Genomic DNA, 22694 nt, shown 5'->3' on the forward strand with positions numbered 1-22694 from the left:
GGCGATCGCCTGCTGTTCGGTAGCGGCTTACGCGGCTGCGGCCGGCATCCCGCCGAGGTCGAACGCCTGCTTGGGCAGCGCCCAGGTGACCGAGCCGCCGGGTGTGTGGACGTCGGCGAAGCCGACGCAGCCGTAGACGCCTTTCGCGCTACAGCCGTAGTCGTTGCCGAAGATCTTGCCGCCGCCCACGTAGATCGCCACGTGGCCGACACCGTTTCCGGTGTTGTAGGAGACCACGGCGCCCACGGGCGGGAGCGGGTCGAGGCCCGTGCCGTGGGATTGGGCCAGTCCGGCGCTGATGATGCCTCGTGCGACGTCCTGCCCGTTGCCGTAGCCACGTCCGACACCGGGTCCGCCGTAGAGAGCGTCGACGACCTTGGGGCACTGGTTGTCGTACGTGCAGGGCGCGCCCCTGGTCCACGACAGCGCGCATAGGCCGTTGGGGGTGTTCATCATGGCGTCGAGGCGGGTTTTGAGCGCGGCCGAGAGCTCGCCGGCGACCTGGATCGGTGAGGTGGAGCAGCTGGTGTTGGCGATGTTTGTGGTGCCGCCGCCGGTGGCCGCGACCGCTTGGCGGGCGACGTCGAGGTATTGGTGGTAGTCCTCCTTCTCGAACGGGATCCAGTCGGCGAACTTGGCTTCCCCTGCCCCGGGTCGCGCGGAGTAGAGCGCGAAGGCGTACTTGGCGTTGAGGAGCGGGTCGAAGATGTCGGCCTTCGTGTTCCAGCCGGGCACCTTGCCCTTGTGTTGCGCGGAGATCTGCCACAACCCGAAGTGGGTCCCGTTGGTGGCCTTCGGATTCCAGGTCGACTCCACTCGGGCGATGGCCACCGCGGTGACTAGGTCCTCGCCGCGGAAGCCGGCCTGGTAGGCGGCTGAGGCCGCAACCTTGGCGGCGTCCTGGGTGCCGGTCGCCGCGACGGGCTGGAGCAGCACCGTGCTGAGGCTCCCGGAGGTGGGGCACGGCGGGCAGCCGGCCGGGGTGGTTCCGCCAGGCGGCGTATCGCCGGGTGCGTTGCCGGATGGACTGCCGGGGCCGGCGCCGTTCATGGCCATGCGTGTGAACAACGCGGGGTGATCGGAGTGGACGGCGGCCCTGCTGATCTCCCAGGTCTTGGTGACCTTCACCGGGGCGGCGTAGAAGTTGTAGATGACGCCGGAGTCCTTGGTGTACCGGTAGCCGGCCGCCGCCATCCGGGGCGCGGCCGCGTTGGGTCCGTCGTTGGGATGGGAGTTCATGTCGCCACCGACCAGCACCGGTCCGTACGGCGCCAGGACACCGACCAGGTCGATCAGGTAGTCCATGCCGAGGCCGTACTGCTCTGCACGGCTCATCGACGGGTTCCCCCACTGGCGGGGGAACCGATAGGCGTTGGTCATGTGGTGCGTTGCGATGACGGAGACGACCGCGCCGTCGGAGCGCTGGAAGATGCCCCAGGCGGCGAACCGGTCCCACAGCTTGTTCTTGCCCTTGAACACGGTGTGGTCGTCGTCGACGATCTTGACTCGCCCGCCGTCGAGCATCGTCCAGGTGTCGGAGCGCCACATGATGGCGCTCCCCATGGCCTGTCCCGCATCGTTCCTGTCCGCAGGCTGCTTCTCGCGGTAGGCGTCGTAGCCGGGCGCAGCGGCACGCATCTGCGACAGCGGGACGTCCTCGACCTCGTTGAGGGTGATGAAGTCAGGCGACGGCCCGGCGAGGGCGCGGATGCCCGGTGTCGCCCCGGACCGCAGCTTGATGTTCGCGTTCGCGACCAGGACCGTGCCGTTCACCGGCCCACCCGGTGTGGCCGCGTTGCCGGTGGGCATCACACCCAGCCCGGGCGCGCTGCCTCCCGGCTGGCCAGGGGCAGAGCCGGCGAGCTGCACGCGGGAGTGGACGAACGGATGGTCGGTGTACTTGTGCGCCCCGTCGTTGGTGCTCTGGTCGACGACGGTCCCGGAGAAGGTGACGCCGGGGCTTCCCATGATCCAGTCGATCTGGTGGTTGCTGGGGTTGGCAGCCGACCAGCCCGACGCCAGAGACAAGAACAACCGCTTGAACCGAGCCTGGTCGTTCATGTCCCCGGTCAGGAACAACGGGGTGCTGGGCTCGGCGGCCTGCAGCCGCAGAAGTGCCTGCGCCTCGGCACGCACGGCCTGATCGCGCATCGCGTCCGTGCCGCCCACCGCGCCGGCCGGGTTGTGGGTGTTGAGCACCCAGACCGACCCAAGGCCAGCGGTGGAGGTGAACCGAGCCATCGGGATCTGGATCATCGGTCCGCCGTAGCGAATCGACACGTAGCGGACCTCATCCAGCTTCCAGGCGGAGGGCTGATAGGCGATCGCGTTCACGGTCGACGCGTGCGGGCCACCACGCCTGCCCTTCACGATCGCCCAGGCGCCGTTGGTGACGTTGAGGAAGGCGTCTGCCTGCGGCGGCTCGAACTCCTGGAATCCGATGATCGAGGCACCGGAGGCGCCGATCTTGGTCACCATGTTCGGCACGCGCTCGCCGTATGGCCGCTCACCCGGATGGGGGTTCTTCTTGTAGTGCGACGCCCCCCGCCAGTTCAGCGTGCCGATCCCGAACGACCCGCCTGTACCCGAGCTGCCGGTGGTCGCGCACGCCGCGCGGACCGCCTCGATGTTCGCGCTTCCCATGCCCAACATGAGCAGCATCAGCGGCGCGATCATCACCAGCGGCAGGCCGAGGAGTACGCCCTTCTTCACGACTTACGGCCTCCTCCGACAGACGCCGAACGGGTGCAAGTTCGCCGCGAAACCGTCAGAAATCCCGCGAACATTCACGCCGCAATCTCTAGGAACTCAGGTTCGATCAGGCGTCCATGCGCTCCGATCTGCGTTTGTGCAGGTGGCGTCGGTTCAGCTCTCCAACGGGCCTGAATTGACAAAGCGTCACCTCGAACGACGGTTTGGCTGTAGCATCGATGCATGATCGCTTCCCTTGAAGTCGGTGACTGATGGGTTTGGTGGCGTTGCCGGGCGGCAGCGCTGTTGATCCGGCACTTATAGGTGCGCAGGCGGCCCAGGACTTCGAGCAGGAGCTGGTGGACCAGTACGCGCTGGCGATGTCGGCGGCAGGTCTGACTGACCGCCACATCGGCGGGACGCGGGCAATCGTCATCGAGTTCGCTCGCTCGCTGTCGACTCCGCTGTGGGAGGCCACCTGTGCGGACGCGGACGCGTTCTTGGCCCAGCAGCGGCGGATGGGGCTCAGCGTGTCGACCCGGGCCGGCAAGGCCGGCGCGCTGGCGGGCTTCTACGAGTTCGTGATCGCCCGCTACGAGGGCGCGATCCGCCGCACGACCGGTGTCTTGGTCGAGCAGCCGATCGATGAGTTCAATCGCCAGTCCGGGGCATCGCTGGGCAAGGTCCGGGTTCCGCCGTCGGATGAGGAGATCGACTCGCTGTTCACCGCCTGGCGCGGGTCGGTCACCCAGGCACGCAAGTACCTTCCCGCGGCCCGCGACTACTTCGCCGCCTCGCTGTGGCGCCGACTCGGGCTGCGTATCAACGAGACCGTCATGCTCGACATCCGCGACTGGCGCCCCGATCTGGGTGAGTTCGGCAAGCTCCACGTCCGCCACGGCAAGGGCTCGGGCGGCCGCGGACCGAAGCCGCGGCTGGTGCCCGGAATCAACGGCGCGAACCAGTTGATCGACTGGTGGCTGGCCGAGGTCCGTCCGCAGTACGGCGAGGATTGGGCCGACCCGGACGCGCCACTGCTGCCCTCTGAGCGGTTCGACAGGGACTTGGACCGCTGTGGACGTGTCGGTGCGAACGCGCTGCGCCGCGCCCTGGGGATCCAGGTCGACGAGTGGTTGCCGGCGTGGTCGGGGCGAATGACGCCACACGTGCTGCGGCACTACTGCGCATCGTCGCTGTACGCGGCCGGGATGGACATCAAGGCGCTCCAGGAGCTCCTTGGCCACCAGTGGCTGGCCACGACCTCGGGCTACCTCCACGTCCGCAGCGATCACATCGAGCGCGCGTGGAACAGCGCGAGCGACCGCGTCGAGGCCCGCCTGGGCCTCCGTACCGACTGACCCAACCGAATCGAAGGAGAGGATCCAGATGCAGTGGAGCTTGCGGCTGCGGGCCGCCGAACGAGGGATCTGGAAGTCCGCAGAACTTCGGCGGATGCTGGCAGATGCCGGGCTCGAGATCTCCGCCGGGAAGATGTCGTCGTGGTGGGCCGGGACCCCGCCGACGATGCGCCTCGAAGAGCTCGACGTCCTGTGCGCCGTGCTCGAATGCACCCCGAACGACCTGATGACACCCGAGCCGGACAAGGTCGCTGCGCGCCGTCCCCGCAACACCGACGCCGCCAACGGCGGAAACGGGGATGGCGATCCGAACGGCAACGGCGGCACGCCACCGGCGGTCACCCCGCGGCTCGGCAAGCTCCGCTCGACCCCGCCGCTGTAGCCCGCACCCCCATCGCCCACGGACACGACGAGCACCGCATGCCCGCGCCCGGCCCCAACGCGGCGTTGCGGCTGCCGCCCAAGTGCAACGCCTGCCAGAGCAACCGCGTCGCGTGGACCAGCCCCAGAGTCGACTTCTGCTATCAATGCCTGCCCGGCGGCCCGTTCGCCGCTCCACCGTGCAACCGCTGCCGCGCCCGGACCGACTACTTCAGTCAGGGGCTGTGCAGCCGGTGTCATCCCCGCAGCCCCGAGCACATCGGATCCTGCAAGGGCTGCCTGGCCTGGGGCGTCTACCCCCGCCACAACTGGACCTGCTGGTCCTGCCGCTGGTGGCAGAGCCACTACCCGAAGGGCACCTGCGCCCACTGCGGCCGCGCCAGCCACGTCAGCGACCGACCAGCCTGTCGCCTCTGCCTCGAGAATGCCCGCCTCGAACAGAAACCCGGGCGGGCACCCGATGTCGCCGCGGGGAACAAGGACAGCCAGCAGCTGTTCTTCGCCAACATGGTCTTCAAGCGACGCGTGACACCGGTGCCTGACTACGTCAGCTGGGCTGGCCGTTGGTCGAAGAAGAACAAGAACCAGCTGCCCTACCAGCCAGGCACCAGGTTCAACGATCACGCGCTTGAGCAGCTGGCCCTGTTTGAGATGGACCCCGACCCCGACGTGCTGCGCCAACGCCTCCTGGTGGAGGACAGCGAACTGACCCGGTACTGCGCGGCCATCGTCGCCAACCACGCCCGCCGCTATGGCTGGAGCGTCAGGCAGCGCAATGCCGTGATCCAGTCCCTGCGGCTGCTGCAGATCCTGCGACCTACTCCCACCGCGAAGGTCCGCGCCAGTGACGTCGTGTGCTTGCGCCGCTACGACGGCACCATCACCTCCACCCTCGACGTCCTCGCCGAAGCCGACCTGCTGATCGAGGACGTCCCAACCCGGGTCGAGCGGTACTTCAACGCCAAGTTCATCGAATCCGGCGCCCTCCCGGACACCATGCGGGAACACCTCCAACTGTGGCTCCAGGTCATGCTCGGCGGATCCCGACAAGCGCCACGCCAGCTGCCTCGCGAACCCGAGACCGTCGAGCTCCACATCCAGGGCCTCGTGCCCGTCGTGCAGACGTGGGTCGAAGCCGGGCGCCAGTCGTTCGCCGAGATCAGCAAGGACGACATCCTGGCCGCCCTCGCGGCCCTGCCGACCGGCACCAGCCACCGCCACTTCGCCGAGAACGGGCTGATGTCGCTGTTCAAGATCCTCAAAGGCCGCCGACTCGTCTTCACCAACCCCATGAGGGGCATCGACCTCACCCGTGTCGCCACGAACCTTCCGCTGCCGCTTGACCCCGCAGTGATCCGGGCCGAACTGGACTCGCCGAACCCGGCCGTCGCGCTCGCCGTCGCTCTGGTGGCCTTCCACGGACTGACCGGCAAGCAGGTCGGGGAGCTGCAGCTGACCGACATCGTCGACGGTCGCCTCCACCTCGGCGGCCGCGACATCCCGCTCGCAGCACCCGTTCGGGCCAGGCTGAGTGCCTGGCTTGACCACCGCAACCGAACCTGGCCAGCCACCGCGAACCCATACCTGCTCATCAACCGACGCACCGCGCCGCGGCTCGTCCCCGGCGGCCCATCCTTTCCCTGGAAGGAAAGCCGCATCCGCCCGCGGGCCCTGCGCGAAGACCGCATCCTGCACGAGATCCACGCCACCGGCGGCGACGTACGCCGCATCTACGACCTCTTCGGGCTCAGCGTCGAAGGCGCCACCCGCTACCTCAAGACCGTCGAGCACCCCGACCTGAGGAACGAAGACCAGCCTGGCACCCAGCCATGACCGTGCTTTCACGTACCGCGCGGCGCCGGTCGAGAGTTGTCGCAACATCCTCACGCCACCGATAAGCAACCGCAGCGCGCACGATTCGGACAATCTGGCGCTGACGAATCTGGTCACGGGCCGCAGCGTGGCGGCTCAGCGTCCCCCCATCCGTCCCCCCGAACCGTCGAAGGGCGGGGGGACGTGGCGCCCTACACCGCGTTTATGCAGGTCAGGCGGCGTCCCCCCGAAACATCAAGGAGATTCCAGAGCCGGTGGCTCGAGTGGTGGAGGAGGAGTCCCGCAAGCGGATCCACTTCTCGCGGAGCTCGACGCGACAGCGTTCGTGGTCGGTCTGCTTACCGGCGTCGCGAGTCCGCGGCGCTGCGGCCCTGCGCCGAGCTGGTCGATCCTGGAGGTTCCCACGCCGCAGCCCATTGGGCTATGGACTCGATCACCGGCGCCAGGGAGTGGCCCTTGGTCGTCAGCGTGTAGTGCACGGTGGTGGCGGAGGAGGCGCGTTCCACCACGCCCTCGCGCTCGAGCTCGCGGAGCCGCTGGGCGAGGAGCCGATCGGTGAGCCCGGGGATTCTTGAGCGGATCTCGCCGAAGCGGTCGGCTCCGTCGAGGAGTGCGCGGATGATCGGGCCGTTCCAGCGCCGCCCGATCAGCTCGACCGCGCGGTGGAAAACCGGACAGTAGCCCTGTGTCTCGTCCATGCAGACAACCTCCGCGGCCGACGAGTCGCCGGACCTTGACTCTTGCCAACGCCGTTCCCGGAATGATACTCCTAGAGTCACTTACAAAGAGTAAGTGTCTACTTCGCACACGAGGAGCTCTCATGGACGCTCTGGTCCTCATCGGCCGGATCCTTTTCGCGCTACTGTTCCTGGGCGCCGGGATGGGCCACTTCAGCCAGCGGGAGATGATGACCGGCTACGTGGCGAGCAAGGGTGTGCCGGCCGCCGGGTTGATGGTGCCCTTCTCTGGTGCGGTGAGCATCCTGGGCGGCCTCATGGTGGCCGTCGGGGTCTGGCCCGACCTCGGTGCCCTGCTGCTGGTCGCCTTCCTGGTGCCGACGGCGGTGCTGATGCACGGCTTCTGGCGCGAGACCGACCCGGCGAGCAAGGCCAACGAGCAGACCCAGTTCCTCAAGGACCTGTCCCTCGCGGGTGCCGCGCTCGCCCTGTTCGCGTTCTTCGCCTCCGCGGGCGACGAGCTCGGCCTGCTCGTGCTCGGCCCGGTGTTCACGCTGTGACCGGCTTGCTGGTCGACCTGCCCGCCCGCGGCGGCGCCAGGCCGCGCACTACCCCGAGCAATCCGCACACTCAGCTCGATCAACAACCGGACGACGATCGGCCGCGCCGCCTCCTGGAGGAGCGGCTCGCCCAGCTGCCGGACGTGGTCTGGCGCCCCAGCATGATCTCGGTCCCGGGAGCGCGCGCCCTGACCCTGCCGGAAGACGCCGCGCAGGGCCCGCCCGAGGCCTTCATGATCGGCACCGAGTTCGCTCACCTGCACCCCGCCCCGGACCACTCACTGCACCTGGTGCTGCCGCCCGACGTCGCCTCCCGCGTAATCGAGACAGGCTGGGCAGAGCAACACCCGATCGCCCGCCGCGGCCTGATCACCTCGGGCGCGGTGATGATCTACGCACCCCGCGACGAGGAGGAGGCAGAGCTGGTCTCCCAGATCGTGACCGCCGCCTTCGAGTACGCCACCAACCCCCCGGCCTGACCAGCCGTACTGACAGAGCGCCGACGTGCTCGGCATCCGGGCCACTCGGGTCCGGACCAGTCGAACAAAGATCGGAGTCATCCATCATGCGCATCCACGAGCTCGGCCACCTGGTGCTCTACGTCCGCGACCTGGAGCGCTCACGGCGGTTCTACCGAGACGTGCTCGGGTGGAACGAGATCCGCGGGGAGGTCCCCCTGCCGGTCCCCGCGGCGGCGTTCTCCTCCGGACGCACCCACCACGAGCTGCTGCTCATCGAGGTGGGCCCGGCCGCGGCGCCGATGCCCCCGGGGCACCGTGTGGGCCTGTACCACTTCGGCCTCAAGGTCGGCGACGACGACGACGACCTGCGCGAGGTCGTGCGTCACCTGACCGAGCACGGGGTGCAGATCCAGGGGGCCAGCGACCACACGGTCACCCACTCGCTCTACATCGCCGACCCCGATGGGCACGAGATCGAGCTCTACGTCGATGTGATGGCCACGGAGGAGTGGCTCGCCGACCCCTCGGTGGTCTTCGCCCCGATCCGTCCCCTACGTCTGTGACCCTCCGTGGATGCCTGGAGCGGCGCAGGCCGCAGCGTCTGGCCATCGGCATCCAGTCCGCTGCCCAGATCACCGGCCGTGCTGAGGTGACAAGGCCGGCACCGTGTTGCTGCGCTACTCACTTACGACAATCATGCCGTCTCTCAGATGAGTATGGCGGCGGCCGATTGCGCGATGGGTTACGAGGCGTGGAGGAAGGGAGCGAGCCCCGCACGCGCGGGGGGGCCGATGGCCGCGGTTTCCGTGCTCCTCGCAGTCCAGCATGCCCCGGTGCGGGGCCGGCTGACGGTTCACCTGCATCGAGCGCGTCACTGTGAACCGCCTGGGCGTGTCCGGAGACTACGGATCGTGGTGTTGAGGTCCCATTCGGTCAGCGGATGTTGGGGCCGGTCTTCTCGTCGAGGTTACGCACGTGCCGCTCCACTCTCCGCAGGGTCCGTTGAAGGTTCTCGAAGTAGCCGGGGAGTTCTTCGAGGACGGCGGTGCTTCGGTTGAGCCGGTCCAGACTTCCGGGCAGTGGTCCGGTGGTGGAGGCGAGCCTGCGCAGCGGCCGTTCCATCTTGTCCAATGGTTCGACGAGGCTTTGGTCGAGGCCGGCGAGGCGACCGTCGAGCCGGCGCAGGGAGGTCTGGAGGTCGCCGAGCTGGCCGGACAGTCGCGCGAGTTTGGGTGCGGCCTCGCCGAGGGGTTTGGAGGTGCGTTGCAGCGTCTCGAGGTCGTGCAGAAGTCGGTCGACCTGGCCGGCGAGGGTCTCGATGTGCGGCGCGACAAGCGACAGGTCTTTCGTCGCTCTGACGACCGGCGGGGTGACCTTCTTGACGTTGCGGTCGATCCGCTGGACTTGGTCGAGGGTGTCGGGGGCCCGGTCGACGACCTCGAGGGTTTCGGGCATGTGGGTGGCGGCCTTGGCGAGGGCCGGGATGTGGGGGATGAGCAGGGCGAGTCCGAGGGTCAGGACGAGGAGGACCAGCGCGACGAGGGCCGCGAGCGCGCGTACCGCCCAGAGCGGGAGAGCGTTGTGAAGCATGAGGAACCATCCTTGCGTTGACGGGCAGCGGGTCCCGCTGTTCGCTTCGGGCGACGGTGTGGTGCGTTGTTCACCCGCCCGATGCTGCGGTCACTGCGTGCCCCGGGTGAAGTGGTCGACGCCGACGGTGAGGAACACGGCCGTTGATGTTCCGACCAGAGATCCGTCGCGGTCGGTCAGGCTGGCGGCGAGGAACAGTTTGCGGCCCTCTTGATTCGTCACGCGTGCCTCCATCCGGTAGGGGACGCCGATCAGTACTGGCGCTCGGTAGTCGACCGTCAGCTGGCGGGTGACCGCGGGGGTTCCGACCAGGCAGAGCAGGAATCCGTAGAGGTCGTCGATGACGGTGGCGACTGCGCCGCCGTGGGTGATGCCGGGTGCGCCGATGTGCCGGTTGTCGAAGGTGTGCTCGGCCACGACGCCGTCCCATGGCGGCGAACCTGGAGGTGGTGGCCGTGCGGGTTGTCGGGTCCGCAGCCCAGGCACCGCTCGTGGTGGGGCGGCAGGTCGACTCCTTCCGCGTGCGGGCGGAACTTCTCAGCCAAGGTGGCAAGCATCGATGGCAGGTCAGTCATGGGGTGGACGGCCTCTCAGGAGTTGGGCCCAGGCGGCGAGGACCTGTTCTTGGCGGTGGCCTGGGTGGGAGGTGAGCAGGCCGCTGACCCCCCTGCCGAGCAGGAGGTCGAGGGTGAGCCGGATCGTGACCGGGTCGTCGGTGACGTAGGTGCGACAGATCTGCGCAAGCTCGTCGTTGACGCGCTCCTCGGCTGGGATCAACTGGGCTCGCAGATCGGGGTGTGAGCGGGCGGCCACCCACAGTTCCAGGGTGGCGGCGTACAGCGGACCCGAAAGAGCCTCTGCCAACAGCCCGAGCGCAGCCTCCTGCGGCTCGATCCGACTCCGAGAACGCTTCGCCCCTTGAGGCGTGGCCGGGGACAGGTCGGCCAACGCCTCGCGTACTCGCCGCAAGCGCTTCTGTGCCAGATACTCGACCGCCGCGACCACCAACTGGTCTCGGGTCCCGAAGTGATGCAGCTGTGCGCCTCGTGACAGACCGGCCTTCGCGGCCACGGCGGCACTCGTGGTACCAGTGTAGCCCAGGTCGACCAGGCACGCCACGGTGGCCTCCAACAGCACGTGACGGGTGGCTGCGGAGCGTTCCTCCTGCCGCCTTGCCTGCACTGACACAGTCACACCTTACATGCAGGCACGAATGTATGTAACTTTGGGTGCGTCGAGTTCCTCGCATCCGAGGGCGGGCCATCCTGAACGAAGCCGGGACCCGACGTCTGTCGGTTAAGGGGTTCGGCGATGCTCGACGACGACGACCGCTACACCTCCGCCACGCTCGCGGAAGGGTCTCAGGTCAGTCCGGCCGTGATAGCCGCCGAATGGCCGAGGCAGCGACGTTTCCTGCCCAGCGAATTGGAGGGAATACGGGAGCGCTGGTCCGATTGCCGGCGGGGGGTCCTGGGCGTTCCCCAGAAGTCCGGCTCTGGATGCTTCGGTTCGCTCAGTTGCGGACCTCGATGTTTTGTCGGTCGGTTGCTTCGGCCTGCTGGTTGAGCATGGTCAGCAGCTTGTCGCCCTCGATGTCGAGGTCGGGCAGCACGCGGTCGAGCCAGCGGGGCAGCCACCATGCTCGCTCGTCGAAGACGGCCATCAGGGCCGGGACGAGCGTCAGCCGGACGATGAAGGCGTCGATGAGGATACCGGCGGCGAGAGCGAAGCCGATCTGCTTGATCATGATGTCGTGGCTGAAGATGAAGCCGGAGAACACCGCGACCATGATGATCGCGGCCGCGACCACGACGCGGCTGGCCTGGTCGAACCCGCGCACGACGCTCTGGCGGGCCGGCTGGCCGTGGATGTGTGCCTCCCGCATCGAGGAGACCAGGAAGACCTCGTAGTCCATGGCGAGCCCGTAGAGGATGCCGGTCACGATGATCGGCATGAAGCTCATCAGCGGGCCGCCGGTGTCGAACCCGAAGAGGCTGCTGAGCCAGCCCCACTGGAAGACGGCGGTGGTGGCACCGAAGGTGGCCAGGATGCTGAGCAGGAAGCCGGCGGTGGCCTTGAGTGGGACGACGACCGAGCGGAAGACAAGCATCAGGATCAGGACGGAGAGCACGATGATGATGCCGAGGTAGAGCGGTAGGACGTCGGCGAGCTTGTCGGACATGTCGATGCCGATGGCGGTGAACCCGGTGACGCCGAGTTGCACCTGGTTGTCCTGGGCGATCGCGTTGTCGGGCTCGCGCAGCGACTTCACGAGGTCGCTGGTGGCCTCGTCGCTGGGGCCGGAGGTGGGGATGACGCTGAACACGGCCAGGTCGCCGGCCTCGTTGACGCCAACGGGGGCGGCTAGCACGATGTCGTCTCGGCCCTGGAACTCCCCGAGGAGTTTCGCGGTCAGCTCGGGTGTGACGCGGCCTGCGGTGCCGGTGGGCTCTGCGGTGACCAGGAGGGGGCCGTTGAATCCCTCGCCGAAGCCCTGGGAGACGGCCTCGTAGCTCTGCCGGGCGGCGGTGTCCTGGTTGGCGGTCTCGCCGGTTGGGATACCCAGGTTCATGCTGGCCGCGGGGATCGCCATCACGCCCAGGATCGCGACCACGCCCGCGATGACGGGCCACCGGAACCTGATCACGCCCTTGACCCAGTGGTCGGCGACGCTGTGCGACTCCGCTTCGACCTTGGCGCGGCGTCGGGCTCGGGCCTTGTCGGAGCAGATCCGCTCCCCGACCAGACCCAGCAGTGCGGGCAGCAGGGTCAGGGCGATGAGCACGGCCAGGGCGACCGTGGAAGCCGCGACCAGTGCCATCGTGGACAGCATCGCGATACCGATGACGGTCAGCGCGCTCAGCGCGATGAGGACGGTCAGTCCGGCGAAGAAGACCGCGCTACCCGCGGTGCCGACCGCTCTGCCGGCCGCCTCCCGCGCGGTCAGGCCTTGGTCGAGGATCAGCCGTCGCTGCCGGTTGACGACGAACAGCGCATAGTCGATGCCGACGGCGAGGCCGACCATGAGACCGAGCACGGGGGTGGCGGAGTTCATCTCGACGGCCGTCGAGAGCGCGTACGCGCCGCCCACGCCGATGCCGACGCCGACCAGTGCGGTGATCAGAGGCAGGCCGGCCGCGATCAGCGAGCCCAGGGTGAGCACCAGCACCAGGGCGGCGACGGCGAGACCGACGACCTCGCCGATTCCGACCGGGATCTCGATGGCCTTGAGCGAGTCGCTCGGGAGCACGGTGATCCCCGTTCCCTCCTCGGCACGCTCCACCACCTCGACCACCGAGGTGACGTCGTCAGCTGTCAACGAGGTCGAGGCGACTGTGAACTGGAACTGGAACAGCGCGACCTGCCCGTCCGTGGACACCAGCACGCCGGGCACCGGGGTCCCGTCCACCACCAGCGGCTGGTAGGAAGGCGCCTGCCCCTGGTCCGACCCGGCTGGGGGATCGGCCGGCGCATCTTCCTGAGGAGTGCCCGGTCCGCCCTGCTCCCCGGTACCCAGAGCGGCGTCCAGGGGGTTGACGACCTTCTCCAGGTCATAGACGTCGCCGACGGTGCCGCTGATCACCGCAAGTCGGTCCGGAGTGTCGAGCCGCTCACCGTCCGGGGCAGTGAAGACCACACTGGCCTGGCCCCCCGAGGCGGCGGGGAGCTCGTCGGCTACGCGGTCGAGCACGGTCTGGGCCTCGGTGCCCTCAATCTTCATCTCCGAGCTGACGCTCACCCCATTGATAGCGACCGCGCCGACTACCACTGCGAGGGCGGCGAGCCAGCCCGCAATGAACAGCCACGGTTTGCCGAACGCAGTTCGTCCGAGCCGGTACAAGAAAGTGGACATGGGCCTGGTGCTCCTTGAGGGCAAGTGGGGCGGCGTCTAGAAGCCGTGGCGCAGGTAGTCGAATGTGATATCGAGGAATGAGCTGTAGTCCATCGACGTAGAGCTGAGGTCGCTCTCACCGCCGAGGTGCACATCGAGGGTCCCCTCGAGGGCGGCCATCACGGCGCCATAGACGGCGCCGAACAGCAGGGGCACGTAGATGGCGGGATAGCGGTCCCCTGCTGCGGACCCCAAGAGCTCCTGGGCGGTGTGGCGCATGCGTTGCTGAACGCTGAGGACGTAGGGCTCGAGGGTTGGGTACTGCCGCGCCATCGCCATCAGCTCGCGCATCCTCACCAACGCGTCTGCGGTGAACTGCGTCCTCATCACGGCCAGCAGGGCATCGAGCAGGGACAGATCAGCGGGAAGGCCGGTCAGGATCGCACTCGCGTCCTCGACACCACCGAACGCGACCGAAGCAACTGCCTCCTCCTTGCAGGAGAAGTGGTTCGCGAAGGTGCGGCGCGAGTACCCCGCCCGCTCCACCACGTCCGCAGTGACAAACCCCGACAAGCCGCGCTCACGGGTCAGATCGAACGCCGCCTTGGCCAGCGCCTCCGCAGTCGCCTCGCGCTTGAGATCCCGCAACCCACGATCCACGCCCCCAGTATGCCCGTCCCTACCCAATGAGCAAAAGTGCCCAATGCGCAGCTCGCATTCGCCTCCGCGCGCGGTTCCGCAGAGCGCGCCAGCTCAGTCGCCTGCTCGTGCACCTGCCGCAGCCGTTTCTGCGCCAGATGCTCGACCCGGCGACCACCAACTGGTCGCGGGTCCCCGCAATGGTGCGGCTGGGCGCCCCGCGACAGCCCGGCCTTCTGCGCAACCGCCGCGCCAGCGGTGCCGGCGCAGCCGAGCTCGACCAAGCACGTGATGGTGGCATCCGGGAGGACGCCACGCTCTGCAGCCGAGCGGTCCTCCTCGCATCTGAACGCAGGTGCACCTCCGCGGGTTACATGCGTGCATAAATGTATGGGGACTGCGCTCCCGTTGCTTCCGCGAGTGATGGAGCCGCATGAAGGCAGGGTGAGGTCATGGCCGAAGTGGTCCTCGACTATCCGCACCGTCAGGCCGAGCACTGTGCCTCCGGTGCCTTGCGCGACCTGATGGAGTGGGAAGGGCTCGGCTGGGCTGGTACGGGGTTCCGAGGCCGCCTGGCCGGCGCGCTCGCCGCCGCTCAAGGGTCCCGGATCACCTGTCCGGTGACCTTCTCGGTGACGGCTCCCGATCCGGCACACGCTTCCCGTTGCGGCGTCTCTGAACCTGAGTGTCCGCACAGGCTCGAGGACGTTGCGTATGCTCAGGTTCGTCGCAGAACCGTCAAAATACGCGCGAACTTCTAAAGAGCCGGGTCAATCGCGTCGTTGGTGTACGTGAGCCGCCGCTCCAGCGGCGTCAGCAGCGTCTGCACCTTGTAGCGCTGGTCGCCGACCATCCACAGGGCGCGTCCCTTCTCCTGCATCGCCCAGTTGGTGATGACGCTCTGCTGCATCTCCGAGAGCCCCATCAGGCGGCCGAGCTCGTCGGCGACCGACTCGTCCTGGCCCATCAGGATCCGGACGTCGGAGAGGTTGAGCAGGTCCTTGGCGATCTGGGCGGCCTGGCTGCCTTGGTCGCCGGCCGAGAGCGGGTCGGACGGCTTGTGGTAGGTCACCAGCTGGATGTCACCTTCGGTGCGGGAGAGCCGCAGGTTGGCGTCCAGCGCCATCACCGCGTCTAGCGATAGGCGGGTCTGCAGCCATGCCTCGTCTCGGAGCACGATCCGCCGATCGCCCGCCGAGGCGGTTTCGCGCATGCCCTGACCCCAGGAGTTGAGGCACATCAGCGCGATGCCCACGGCGACCTTGTTGCCGGTCTCGTGCAGCGAGCGCAGCGACAGCGTCTGGATCGGTGCACGCCAGTCGGGGTTGAAGGTCGACTCGGTGTCGAACATGCCCTGCAGCGATCCTTCGCAGAGGGCACCCAGCGCGTCGCGCAGCGGCCGGGTGCCGTTGTAGAACGCCTGCGGGCTCTCGTAGCGGCAGTCGTCGACCAGCTCCTTGGTGGGCGAATCCAGTGCGGCCCAGACCTGCGGGATGGTGACCGGCTTGAGCCGGGAGGCACCCACAGACCATCCGGTCAGGTGCCGCAGCACCTTGTTGATGACCCGCTCCTCGGTCGGGGTGAACGTCACGCCCTGGGAGCCGATCAGGCCCCGGATCAGGAACAGCCATCGGTTGAAGATCACGTTCGCGCGGCGGTGCTGCTCCTCGCGGGACTGCTTCTCCCAGTCCACGCCGAGAGGGCCGAGGTCGAGCGGGTTGATCCTGCCCGCGAGACCGGGGCCGATGCGGAACGGGTCGACGCCGAGGAACCGGGCCAGGTCCTCGTACTCGTCCTTGACGTCGCCGAGCACCAGCGACCGGTAGCCGTAGCGGATCATCCGGAGCATGAACGCCTTGACGGTCGCGGACTTGCCGCGGCCGGGCTTGCCGAAGATGAAGATGTTGGGGTTGGTGACCGGGATCGAGTCGTCGAGCACCCAGCCCATCGGGTCGCAGTAAAACTTGCCACCCGAGAGCACGTCGTAGCCCATCTCCGCGCCCCAGGGAGGGAGTCCGTCACCGGAGATCAGCGGCCACAGGACTGGGGTCTCCTCAGATGTCATCTGGTAGCCGGCCAGCGGCGGCATCGTGGGAGCCCACCCATGTCCCATCCGGCGTACGCCGTTGGCCTTGACCGAGCCGGGGAACAGCTTCTCCGCCGGCGGCTCTGCGACCGGCGCCGACTTCCGCGGCATCGTGGTCCCGAAGTCCGACAACAGGTCGTCGATCGTCCGCGACGCCGGACGCGCGTTCTTCGACCCGCCACGAGCACGGGTCTTGGTCGCGACCACGCTCACCACTCCCCTGTGTCGTGGTGCGGTGAGCTCGAGGTCGCAGACCCCAACGCGAGCGGATTGATCGTCACGTCGCTGACCGTGGAGAAGTCGAACGGCTCGAAGGCCGCAGCCTCGTCGAGGACCACCACGGGCCGTCCCGAGAACCGCAGCGCGTCCATGCAGAGCCACCGCATCAGTGCGGTCTTGCTGCCGTCCTGCCGCAGCCAACTGTTCGATACGGAGACGGCGCTCTTGCGGTGCTGGCCCAATGGGCTCAGCACCGTCGTCTGCCGGCTTTGGATCAGCGCCTGGCCGGCCAGGCGCGGAGGCTGCCACCACATCTGCGACGCGGGCGCGGTGGGCACGCGCGTGGTCGCCATCTCGTGCAGGCGACCAACCAGCGGCGGTCGTGACGTCCGGGTGCGGTTACTCGATCGCGGCAACACGGGTGACTCCTTCGACAGGGCGGATTGGTGCTCCATGCCCGGAGAAGCAACAGCCCGGCCCTCAGATCGGACATCTGGTGGCCGGGCTCTTTGAATCCGATGTGCCTCAGTGGGGCCAGCGGCTCCACAGCGGCTCGAGGACGGACGTCAAGACGGTGACGGCCCCGGCGACCATGGCCAGGGCAACGACACTCGCCAGGGCCGCGTACCCGAGCGCCTTCCGCCAGTCGCCGGACCGGACTCCGAGCGTGCGAACCAGCAGCACGGTGACAGGCAGGCCCAGCAGGGACAGCCACATCACGCCGAACATCAGCGGGATCAGCGGCACGAGGCTGACGGCGGTATCAGCCAGGCCGGTGTCTGCGGACGGGAACGTATGCCAGGCCACTGCGTAACCGAGCGCGGCCGCGGCCAGCAACCAGGTGGTGTTGCGGCAAAGTTCTCGCGCCATGCGGCGGTTGACGTTCTGCGGACCCGACGGCGATGAGGAGACCGTGAAGCCATCATTGGTGCTCATACGGGGATCTCCGTTTCTCATGCGGGTGGGGTTGTGCCCGGAGAAGCAACAGCCCGGCCGCCAGATCGGACATCTGACGACCGGGCTGTTTCAGGCCGGGGCCGAACTGCGACGCTTCTCGGGTTAGCGCCGCTTCTTCGGTATGCCTGCCCCCAGGGGGATCGCGGACACGGCGAAGGCCGCGTCGTGTGCCCCGTCCAGGGGGAGTGGGGTGAAGCCGCTGATACGGATCGAGGCGTCGAGACGACGGCCGAAGTCCTGGACGTTCCACCCGGCCGGAACCGTGACTGAGACCGCCGAGGACACCTTGACCAGCGAGCGACCCATCTCGAGCTTCTCGTCACGCTCGTGCAGCTTGCCGACCGACTGGCGGTCCTTGGCCCGCTCGACCTTGCCAGCCTTCTCACGCAGCGTGCCGGCCATCAACGCTGACATCTGCGCCCGGCCGGTGGACCTGTCCGCCGCCTGCTGCGAGACCGGCCGGTAGAACACCGTCAGTGCGCGCCGTTCGCCGGGCTGGGAGGGGACCAGTACCCGCGCCAGTGCGCCCATCCGGGCGCCCTTGCGGGGCAGAAGGATCGTGGAGGAGATCGACTCCCACTCGCCGTGCCGGTAGGACCGCATCGCGGTCGACGCGTTCGTGGGACCAGCGGCGCCAAGCGGGACACCGGCCGCGATCGACGGGTCGTCACGGTGATGGATCGCCGCGTCCGCGAGCGCGGGCGCATCACCGGGCTCGAAGCCGGTGCGGATCGCCACGGCGAGCTCGGAGCTATCGAGCCAGTTCACCCGCGTGCAGCCGATCGACCCGGTCAGCCGGGCCTCGACCTCGGCCAGCACCGAGTACAGGATCCTCGCCCGGCCCATCACGCCGCGCCCGGCGCGCTTGGCGTCCTTGTTGATGACGTCTTCTCGAACCACCACTGTCACGAACGCCTCGCGGCGCACCGCCGCGCCGGCAGTCATCGCCTCCAGTTGGGCATTGACCCGGGCCGAAACCTCCGGCTCGTCGGGTCTCGCGTTGTGACGCACCCACTCGTCGCGCTCGGTGCCGTCGTCGGGGATGGTGCGGACCTGCACCACGACCAGGTCGATCTGGTTGCCAGCGGTTGCGGCCTCCATCATTTCGGTGAGGCCGGCGCCCATGCGGAACCGGTCCGCGTCGTCGCTCATCCCGATGCCCGGGTGGACGACCCGCGCGGTGGCCGCCCACGTGCGGGTTGCGTGGTTCTGGATGATCGCGGGGCGTGCGGTCTGCCCGGTCATCGGCGGGCCGTCGTGGATCTGGATGCTGGACAGGATGCCGGGCAGGTCCGCCTCGCCTGCCTCGCCGTCGTCCTCGTCGTCCTCGTCGCCGAGGTCGAGGTCGCCGGCGGCGGCCTTGGACTGGAACCGGGACCAGCCGAACGCCGCGCCGACCAGGTGCCGGAACAGGACGCCGATCCACTGGAATGCCGAGTGGCCTCGGATCGGTAGGCAGGTCAGTAGCGCAACCAGGCCCCACATCGGGACGAGGCCCAGCAGCGCGAGCCACTGCCCGATGGCGATCGCCATCCAGGTCGGGAACCCGGCGGCCAGCACCAGGAAGAACTGGGGTCCGGTGAGTCCGAAGAGCCAGGCCTGCCGGTCACGGGTTGCGGATGCTCCGTAGACGCTCATGCGACGAACGCTCCGTCCTCGACTGCGGCCTGGGCCTCGGGTGGGATGTCGTTGGCGACGCCGTCGCCGTTGGTGTCGTTGAACGGCCGGCGCTGCTGGCCGTGCTGTCCTTGACGCTTCTGCTTGGGGGTGTGGTCGGTCGGGTAGTAGCCCTGGTTGCCGATGCCGGCCTGGCCGAGCACGTCGACACTCATCGAGGCGCCGGCCTGGGCGACCTTCCCGGTCTTCTCCATGGCACCACCGACGACCCCGCCGACCTTGCCGCCGAACTTCTTGAACCCCGAGGACTGGAACCTGTTCGCGGTCTCGGCATCAGCACCGTTCTCCGAGGTCGTGCGGCCGTCCGAGGCGGTCTCGCTCGCGGCACCGGATCCGGACGCCTGGGCGCCTGCGCCCTTGCCCTTCAACAGTCCGGCGACGCCGCCGTTGGCGTCCATCGTCGAGCGGAACGAGGCACCCGACGCGGTGCCGGGGTCTACGAAGGCCAGCATCCGGAACAACACCAGCGGCATGAAGCAGGCCACCAGCATGATGATCGACCCGACCACTGACATGCCGATGTTCTCTGACGTCGAACTGAAGTGCAGCGGATTGTCGCCGAGGCCCTGCTCCTGGCCGTCGGGCATGCCGGCCCACGCGAACTGTGTGCCCATCCCCACCACCAGCGCCAGGAGCGGCTCCATCAGCACGCAGGCCATGAACCAGCGGATCGACTTCCACATCCACGACTTGGTGCCCTCCGACAACGCTCCCGCCGCCGACATCGGCATGGTGGCCACCAGGATCAGCAGCGCCGCCGAGCGCACCATCATGATCACCATGTGACCAAAGGACGCCGGGATCAGGATGAACAGCGCACAGATCCCGAGCGTGGCTGCCTGTGTCGTGCCCGAGACGCGGTCGACGAACCCGTCGCCGGCCGCGTAGCCGGAGAAGCTGTCCACGCCGAGCAGGGTGTCCAAGATGCCCTTGGTAAGCCCGGACGCGGCGGCGATGAATCCCGCACTCACGGTGATCCAGCAGGACAGGACTGCGCCGTACTGGACCACTCCCGCGGCCAAGGTGCCGAAACCGCGGCCGTCCTGCCGGAGGACCGCCAGCCCGATCTGGCCGAACGCCATCACCAGGGCGATCACCAGGGCGATCCACAAGGTGACGGAGTAGAGCTTGGCCAGGTCGGGGTCGGCGACGTTGGGGGTGAAGTTGTCGATCAGTCCGAACGCGGTCTTGAGCAGCCACAGTGCGCCTGACCAGATGGACATCATCATCGAGGTGAAGCCGTCGGCCAGGCCCTCCTTGGCCTTGTCTCCGAGCCAGTTCAAGGGGTTGAGATCGATCATCGGGACGATGCCCGCAATGGTCTGCGTGCTCATGACTGCGGCACCTCCAGCCACTGGTAGCCGGCGTCGAACGAGGCCTGGGAGCCGGGCCACAGCGACGGCGCCGGCGCCGGCTCCTCGCCCTCGCCAATCACCCAACGGTCGTCCTGCCACACCATGCGCTGGCAGTCGGCTGCCGCGACCTGCTGTGGCCGGCCCGACGCGGTAGTGGCGGTGATGATGAAGTCGATGCACGGGATGACGAAGTCGTCACCGACCGTGCCCTTGATGAAGCCCATCTTCGGCTCTGCGCCGATCGTGATGGTGTTCTGGGCGTCCGAGGACATTCCGGCCGACTCCAGGAGCGCGGCCAGGCCCTGCACACCCGACCAGCTCTCGGCCGTCGGACCGCCGGGTGCGGACCACGCAGTGATGACCTCCTGGGCCACTCGGACCGACGCCGACGTCAGCGCGGTCGTGTCGATCGCGGCGAGTTGGGCCAGAGCGCCCTCCGGGGTGTGCGGGAACCCGGTCGCAACACCGACCTCCCCCACCTCCATTGGTGCCGGAATCTCGATCGTGCCGGTCTCGCCCGACGACAGGCTTCCGGGCTGCGCGGCCTCCAGGGGCGCGTCGGGCAACTGCTTGTCGGCGAGCTGGTCCTGGGCGGACACAGCCGAATCGGACCCGGTTCCGTCTCCGGATGACGAGCCGGTGAGCATGCTGACCACCGACCACACGCCGCCCGCCGCCATGGCGAGGACGACGACGGCAGCGATCCCCAGCAGGATCTGCAGCCTGCGGCGGGTCCACTCGGTGTCGGGGTCAACCAGCTTTGCCTGGTAGACGTGTCGGGTCCGGTCGAACATGTCAGCAGCCGTTCCCGACGATGCCGTTGAGGATGGCGTAGATGCAGACGAACGCGATCGCGCCGATCACGGTCCAGAACAGCCCCGAGGCGCCGATCTGAGCGGCCCGGCCCATCTGGCCGAACTTCCCCACGATCAGTGCGCCCGACGAGGCGAAGCCGGCGCCGATGATGATGGCGATCACGCCGTACTTGACCCAGCCGAGGATGTCGTTGACGTACGGCTTGACGCCGGTCGGGGCCTGGGCGCAGACGTCGCCGACACCCTCGGCCCTGATGTGTCCCGCGGCCGCGATCTGGGTGGCGACCTCCGAGATGGTCTCGATGATCATCTTCTTCTCTCTTTCCTTTCACGTCCGGTTCGCGGTCAGCGGGCCGGTGATGGTGGTGATCCGCTCCAGCAGGCGCTGAGAGGGGCTTGTGAGCTGCTTGGGCAGCGGGTCAGGGCCCAGGCCCGGCAGGGCCTTGGCGGGTAGCAACGGCATGAACAGGACGGCCTCCTGCTGGCGCGCTGTGCGCAGCAGCCGGCCGGCGGCCGCGAACTCGCGATCGCTCCAGCGGGCTGCACCCACGACGACGACCACGACCCCGTCGCGGCCGAGCTGGTCCTCGACGTCGGCCAGCGCCGCCTCGGTCTGGCTCAATGCCAGACCGTGCGGCCGGGTCACCAGGACCTCTGCGCGTGCCGGCGTCGTGGCGACCCAAGAGCCCGCCCCGGAAGCGGCGAGCTCACGCATGGACCAGCCGGCGTCCAGAACCGTTAGGTCGACGCCATCCACCGACCGCGGGCGGGGCACCTCGCCAAGGACTCTTACCGGGTCCTCGACACGGTCGATCAGCACACCGTCGCCGCGGCGGCCGCGGCGCCAGCCCTCGGCGGCGCCGAGTTCGGTGACAGTGGCGCCCAGCAGTCCCGACCAGGCCGGAGCTGCGGTATCAAGCACGCGGGTGCGGATACCTGCGGCGTCTGCGGCATCGGCCAGGGCCAGGGCGATCGTCGAGGCCCCGGCGCCAGCGTTGGCGGCACGCACCCGCACCAGCGCCCCCGTCGCCGCGACGGCCTCGTCCGGCGTGCGGTCGGTGCCTCGGGGGGCCCGGCCCCGATCCTCGGCCGCTGCCGGCGGCGCCGCGATCGCCTGCGAGTCCTGGTCCTCGGCCGCGTCCGCTGTCGCGGTTCGCGTGGACGTGGTGGAGAACGTGCCGGCTGCCAGTGCGGCAGCCGCGGCCTGGAGCTCACGCGTGGAGTAGCGGGGCACGGTGCTGGTGCTCATCGGGCCGCCTCGATCCGTGCCGCCGCCCGGAGCCGCAGCGCCTCACGGAGAACGGCGGCAGGGGTGTTGCGGAGCACTTCGCGTGCCTCCGCGGCCTCCTCGGCGTCGGCGCGCAGGCGCGCAACCATCCGCTCGATGTCGGACAGCGCGTGGTCGACGCTGTGGTCGGCCACCACGTCCAGCAGCTGCGCGACGACCTCGGGGGTCGGCTCGGAGACGGTGACTGCGGTGTGTGCCTGCTCGCTCATGTTTGGAGAAGCAACCGCGCCCTGTCCGGATCGGACAGGGCGCGGGAAATTCTTCGAGAATGCAGA

Annotated in this window: 23 protein-coding genes; 7 read left to right on the forward strand and 16 right to left on the reverse strand. The window is 68.5% G+C overall.

Translation table 11 applies throughout. From position 1 onward, the window contains the following. Positions 1-27: 27 nt before the first annotated feature. Positions 28-2712 (reverse strand): endonuclease/exonuclease/phosphatase family protein, encoded by a 2685-nt coding sequence (locus BJ993_RS24890; protein WP_308645719.1) that lies wholly within the window; start codon positions 2710-2712, stop codon positions 28-30. 251 nt (positions 2713-2963) lie between these two features. Between BJ993_RS24890 and BJ993_RS24895 the strand changes: the two genes are divergently transcribed. Genes BJ993_RS24895 through BJ993_RS24905 form a run of 3 tightly spaced genes read left to right on the forward strand, consistent with a single transcriptional unit; the run spans position 2964 to position 6263 of the window. Beyond that, on the forward strand, positions 2964-4049 hold the full coding sequence (locus BJ993_RS24895) for a tyrosine-type recombinase/integrase (RefSeq protein ID WP_179652825.1): 1086 nt from the start codon (positions 2964-2966) through the stop codon (positions 4047-4049). Positions 4050-4089: 40 nt separating this feature from the next. After that, positions 4090-4431: a helix-turn-helix domain-containing protein gene (locus tag BJ993_RS24900; RefSeq protein WP_257027729.1), complete on the forward strand. Its 342-nt coding sequence runs from the start codon at positions 4090-4092 to the stop codon at positions 4429-4431. 38 nt (positions 4432-4469) lie between these two features. Beyond that, positions 4470-6263, forward strand: coding sequence for a site-specific integrase (locus BJ993_RS24905; RefSeq protein ID WP_179652829.1), 1794 nt, complete (start codon positions 4470-4472; stop codon positions 6261-6263). 338 nt (positions 6264-6601) lie between these two features. Here the strand turns inward: BJ993_RS24905 and BJ993_RS24910 are convergent, their stop codons facing one another. Beyond that, a complete protein-coding gene (locus tag BJ993_RS24910) occupies positions 6602-6961 on the reverse strand; it encodes a winged helix-turn-helix transcriptional regulator (protein WP_179652831.1) in 360 nt (119 codons plus the stop codon). 122 nt (positions 6962-7083) lie between these two features. On the opposite strand from BJ993_RS24910, the gene BJ993_RS24915 reads away from it, so the two are divergent. The 3 genes from BJ993_RS24915 to BJ993_RS24925 all read left to right on the forward strand — a co-directional run bounded on the left by BJ993_RS24915 (position 7084) and on the right by BJ993_RS24925 (position 8524). After that, positions 7084-7500 carry a DoxX family protein gene (locus tag BJ993_RS24915; protein WP_179652833.1) on the forward strand — a complete coding sequence of 139 codons (417 nt, stop codon included), beginning with the start codon at positions 7084-7086 and terminating at the stop codon, positions 7498-7500. Continuing rightward, the gene (locus BJ993_RS24920) at positions 7497-7979 is read left to right on the forward strand and encodes a luciferase domain-containing protein (protein WP_013601282.1); all 483 of its coding nucleotides are present in this window, start codon (positions 7497-7499) and stop codon (positions 7977-7979) included. The genes BJ993_RS24915 and BJ993_RS24920 overlap by 4 nt, the downstream gene beginning before the upstream one ends. Before the next feature lie 86 nt (positions 7980-8065). Beyond that, a complete protein-coding gene (locus BJ993_RS24925) occupies positions 8066-8524 on the forward strand; it encodes a VOC family protein (protein ID WP_179652835.1) in 459 nt (152 codons plus the stop codon). A 370-nt stretch (positions 8525-8894) separates the two neighbouring features. Here BJ993_RS24925 and BJ993_RS24930 read toward each other — a convergent pair whose 3' ends face one another. The 5 genes from BJ993_RS24930 to BJ993_RS24950 all read right to left on the reverse strand — a co-directional run bounded on the left by BJ993_RS24930 (position 8895) and on the right by BJ993_RS24950 (position 14043). Next, a complete protein-coding gene (locus tag BJ993_RS24930) occupies positions 8895-9551 on the reverse strand; it encodes a hypothetical protein (RefSeq protein WP_179652838.1) in 657 nt (218 codons plus the stop codon). Between the two features lie 90 nt (positions 9552-9641). After that, complete coding sequence (locus BJ993_RS26430; protein WP_308645720.1) at positions 9642-9968, reverse strand: PaaI family thioesterase; 327 nt, start codon at positions 9966-9968, stop codon at positions 9642-9644. A gap of 150 nt (positions 9969-10118) precedes the next feature. After that, complete coding sequence (locus tag BJ993_RS24940; RefSeq protein WP_179652840.1) at positions 10119-10739, reverse strand: TetR/AcrR family transcriptional regulator; 621 nt, start codon at positions 10737-10739, stop codon at positions 10119-10121. A 325-nt stretch (positions 10740-11064) separates the two neighbouring features. Beyond that, on the reverse strand, positions 11065-13404 hold the full coding sequence (locus BJ993_RS24945; RefSeq protein WP_179652842.1) for an MMPL family transporter: 2340 nt from the start codon (positions 13402-13404) through the stop codon (positions 11065-11067). A 36-nt stretch (positions 13405-13440) separates the two neighbouring features. Then, positions 13441-14043 carry a TetR/AcrR family transcriptional regulator gene (locus BJ993_RS24950; protein WP_179652844.1) on the reverse strand — a complete coding sequence of 201 codons (603 nt, stop codon included), beginning with the start codon at positions 14041-14043 and terminating at the stop codon, positions 13441-13443. 431 nt (positions 14044-14474) lie between these two features. Between BJ993_RS24950 and BJ993_RS24955 the strand changes: the two genes are divergently transcribed. Next, complete coding sequence (locus BJ993_RS24955; RefSeq protein WP_179652846.1) at positions 14475-14783, forward strand: hypothetical protein; 309 nt, start codon at positions 14475-14477, stop codon at positions 14781-14783. Here the strand turns inward: BJ993_RS24955 and BJ993_RS24960 are convergent. The 9 genes from BJ993_RS24960 to BJ993_RS25000 form a co-directional block, all read right to left on the reverse strand. Beyond that, entirely contained in the window at positions 14780-16315 is a 1536-nt protein-coding gene (locus BJ993_RS24960; protein WP_179652848.1) for a putative type IV secretion/conjugal transfer ATPase, read from the reverse strand. The two genes, BJ993_RS24955 and BJ993_RS24960, sit on opposite strands and share 4 nt — an antisense overlap. Before the next feature lie 2 nt (positions 16316-16317). Continuing rightward, entirely contained in the window at positions 16318-16680 is a 363-nt protein-coding gene (locus BJ993_RS24965; RefSeq protein WP_179652850.1) for a hypothetical protein, read from the reverse strand. A 172-nt stretch (positions 16681-16852) separates the two neighbouring features. Further along, positions 16853-17263 carry a hypothetical protein gene (locus BJ993_RS24970; RefSeq protein ID WP_179652852.1) on the reverse strand — a complete coding sequence of 137 codons (411 nt, stop codon included), beginning with the start codon at positions 17261-17263 and terminating at the stop codon, positions 16853-16855. Positions 17264-17386: 123 nt separating this feature from the next. Beyond that, complete coding sequence (locus BJ993_RS24975; protein WP_179652854.1) at positions 17387-18922, reverse strand: SCO6880 family protein; 1536 nt, start codon at positions 18920-18922, stop codon at positions 17387-17389. Further along, positions 18919-20295, reverse strand: a complete 1377-nt coding sequence (locus BJ993_RS24980) for a TrbL/VirB6 family protein (RefSeq protein ID WP_179652856.1) — start codon at positions 20293-20295, stop codon at positions 18919-18921. Before BJ993_RS24980 ends, BJ993_RS24975 begins: the two co-directional genes overlap by 4 nt. After that, positions 20292-21110 carry a hypothetical protein gene (locus BJ993_RS24985; protein WP_179652858.1) on the reverse strand — a complete coding sequence of 273 codons (819 nt, stop codon included), beginning with the start codon at positions 21108-21110 and terminating at the stop codon, positions 20292-20294. Before BJ993_RS24985 ends, BJ993_RS24980 begins: the two co-directional genes overlap by 4 nt. Before the next feature lies 1 nt (position 21111). Continuing rightward, complete coding sequence (locus BJ993_RS24990; RefSeq protein ID WP_179652860.1) at positions 21112-21441, reverse strand: hypothetical protein; 330 nt, start codon at positions 21439-21441, stop codon at positions 21112-21114. A gap of 18 nt (positions 21442-21459) precedes the next feature. Next, complete coding sequence (locus tag BJ993_RS24995; protein WP_179652862.1) at positions 21460-22380, reverse strand: hypothetical protein; 921 nt, start codon at positions 22378-22380, stop codon at positions 21460-21462. After that, entirely contained in the window at positions 22377-22628 is a 252-nt protein-coding gene (locus tag BJ993_RS25000; protein ID WP_179652864.1) for a hypothetical protein, read from the reverse strand. Before BJ993_RS25000 ends, BJ993_RS24995 begins: the two co-directional genes overlap by 4 nt. Positions 22629-22694: the final 66 nt, after the last annotated feature.

This window comes from Nocardioides aromaticivorans (assembly GCF_013408525.1).
GTDB lineage: Bacteria > Actinomycetota > Actinomycetes > Propionibacteriales > Nocardioidaceae > Nocardioides > Nocardioides aromaticivorans.

Bases quoted from the DNA above. Each gene is read 5' to 3' on its own strand.
- BJ993_RS25000 (WP_179652864.1), bottom strand. From the start codon at position 22,628: ATGAGCGAGCAGGCACACACCGCAGTCACCGTCTCCGAGCCGACCCCC.
- BJ993_RS24905 (WP_179652829.1), top strand. From the start codon at position 4,470: ATGCCCGCGCCCGGCCCCAACGCGGCGTTGCGGCTGCCGCCCAAGTGC.
- BJ993_RS24965 (WP_179652850.1), bottom strand. From the start codon at position 16,680: ATGGCGACCACGCGCGTGCCCACCGCGCCCGCGTCGCAGATGTGGTGG.
- BJ993_RS24915 (WP_179652833.1), top strand. From the start codon at position 7,084: ATGGACGCTCTGGTCCTCATCGGCCGGATCCTTTTCGCGCTACTGTTC.
- BJ993_RS24995 (WP_179652862.1), bottom strand. From the start codon at position 22,380: ATGAGCACCAGCACCGTGCCCCGCTACTCCACGCGTGAGCTCCAGGCC.
- BJ993_RS24980 (WP_179652856.1), bottom strand. From the start codon at position 20,295: ATGAGCACGCAGACCATTGCGGGCATCGTCCCGATGATCGATCTCAAC.
- BJ993_RS24930 (WP_179652838.1), bottom strand. From the start codon at position 9,551: ATGCTTCACAACGCTCTCCCGCTCTGGGCGGTACGCGCGCTCGCGGCC.
- BJ993_RS24970 (WP_179652852.1), bottom strand. From the start codon at position 17,263: ATGAGCACCAATGATGGCTTCACGGTCTCCTCATCGCCGTCGGGTCCG.
- BJ993_RS24985 (WP_179652858.1), bottom strand. From the start codon at position 21,110: ATGTTCGACCGGACCCGACACGTCTACCAGGCAAAGCTGGTTGACCCC.
- BJ993_RS24990 (WP_179652860.1), bottom strand. From the start codon at position 21,441: ATGATCATCGAGACCATCTCGGAGGTCGCCACCCAGATCGCGGCCGCG.
- BJ993_RS24910 (WP_179652831.1), bottom strand. From the start codon at position 6,961: ATGGACGAGACACAGGGCTACTGTCCGGTTTTCCACCGCGCGGTCGAG.
- BJ993_RS24895 (WP_179652825.1), top strand. From the start codon at position 2,964: ATGGGTTTGGTGGCGTTGCCGGGCGGCAGCGCTGTTGATCCGGCACTT.
- BJ993_RS24945 (WP_179652842.1), bottom strand. From the start codon at position 13,404: ATGTCCACTTTCTTGTACCGGCTCGGACGAACTGCGTTCGGCAAACCG.
- BJ993_RS24955 (WP_179652846.1), top strand. From the start codon at position 14,475: ATGGCCGAAGTGGTCCTCGACTATCCGCACCGTCAGGCCGAGCACTGT.
- BJ993_RS24925 (WP_179652835.1), top strand. From the start codon at position 8,066: ATGCGCATCCACGAGCTCGGCCACCTGGTGCTCTACGTCCGCGACCTG.
- BJ993_RS24975 (WP_179652854.1), bottom strand. From the start codon at position 18,922: ATGAGCGTCTACGGAGCATCCGCAACCCGTGACCGGCAGGCCTGGCTC.